Genomic DNA, 1,503 nt, shown 5'->3' with positions numbered 1-1,503 from the left:
TGGATAAAGTTCAAATGATGGCATAAAAGGTAAGACCTGCACTCCCTTGAACCTGCTCGGGGTCAGGGCCCGTAGAGGCCGAAGACCTGATGAGGCGGGAGTGAGCGGATTCCATCAGGGCCAGAGGCATTGAGACCTCACCCCAAGGCCGGATATATGGAAGCATTACTCTTTAAAAGCCGTTGTGACAACTTTTCCTTGCAATGCGGGGCGGACCATATATGACCCCCAGCTTGCAGCTTGTGTAACAGCTTGTAACATTGCGTGATCGCACTGTGATGATTATCATTTTTTATCCCTGAAAAAAATCATTCGTGCGACTATCCAACTTTTGGATATATTGACTTATAAGTTGGATCATCATCCATTGCCAGGTTTTTTAGATTTATAACCTCTCGTTCATTCAGGATTCTTGCTTGAGGTATAGAAGATATTGATATGGCGCCGTCAGGTTCAATGGATACTTGGGGTGAGGTTACTATCTGGCAGTCAATGTCAGGGGCCGAAAGCAGGCTGATTAATGGTTGTGCACCATTCATATCTTGTCTCAGGAGCATTGCTCTCGTATAGTCACTGCTGTTTGCTTCTCCAAAAGTCAAGATTGCCTTGCCCGGGTTTTCTGTGGTGGAACGTTCAAGAAATTCATTGATTAAACTGGCGGGATTAGGATCTGCCAGAATAAGACCGGTTTCATCAATGCTTCCTCCATTCAAATGCATCAGGCTTCTGTTTTGATAGTATCCGCTGTTTTGGTCGAGTTTATCCAGGAGTCCTATTCCTGTGCAATATGTCAGTCCTTCGGTGCGCAGTATAGTTTTTGTGTCAGTGGCAACATAGCGTTTACCCATGGGGACATTATGTGTATTGGCCTCACGAGATAACGTGCGAATAGTGTTTTGCTTTTCTGTATTGTTTGTTTTTCCTATCCTGCGGCCAAATTTGTTGCTGTTGATTTTCTCTACCGCTTGATCTCGCCGGGTTCCTGTATAACTCAGATCGCTCTGAAGCCTGCTTAGTTCATTGCTGCTGATTGACATAGAAGTTGCGTGTCTAAATGATGAGATAAGGCTTTGCACTGTTTAATCCTCAAAATTGCAAGGTAAGTTTCCTCGTAATTGTTCAGCACCCAGCAAAGGCATATTACTGTAATTCTGAACAGCTTTAAATAGAGACTGGTATATACCCATACCCTGTTTTCTAGCTGACGACAAATAGCTCCGATTTCTGTAGCAGCCTGAGATTTTCTGCTTTAATTTGGCCATTCGAACATCTTGTTCGCTGCCATTGTTGTCGAAGTGGGTTGTAAAATCTGACATCAAGCACAATGTTTCAGTTTTGAACTCAATGAGCCGTTTAAACAGGTCGTAGGCTTTGGTATGTTTGATTTTTTTACGCCCAAGCCCTTGCCGTTGTTTCTCCATATAGGCGACTGTTACAGCACGCTGGAGTAAGTGGTCATAAATCTTCTCAATTCGTTCACGGATAACCCCCGGCATTTGCTGC

General features: G+C 44.0%; 2 protein-coding genes. Both read right to left on the bottom strand.

Annotated elements, in window-relative coordinates; translation table 11 throughout:
- Nucleotides 1–320: 320 nt before the first annotated feature.
- Nucleotides 321–1,076: a hypothetical protein gene (locus KDK14_RS10220; protein ID WP_257264999.1), complete on the bottom strand. Its 756-nt coding sequence runs from the start codon at nucleotides 1,074–1,076 to the stop codon at nucleotides 321–323.
- Nucleotides 1,077–1,079: 3 nt separating this feature from the next.
- On the bottom strand, nucleotides 1,080–1,503 hold a 424-nt coding region (locus KDK14_RS10215), incomplete at its 5' end, for a transposase (RefSeq protein ID WP_257264998.1).

It is taken from the genome of Endozoicomonas sp. ONNA2 (genome assembly GCF_024606365.1).
In the GTDB taxonomy this organism is placed as follows: Bacteria; Pseudomonadota; Gammaproteobacteria; order Pseudomonadales; family Endozoicomonadaceae; genus Endozoicomonas.
Note: the sequence above shows the minus strand (reverse complement) of the source record. Positions and strands in the feature narration are given on the sequence as shown.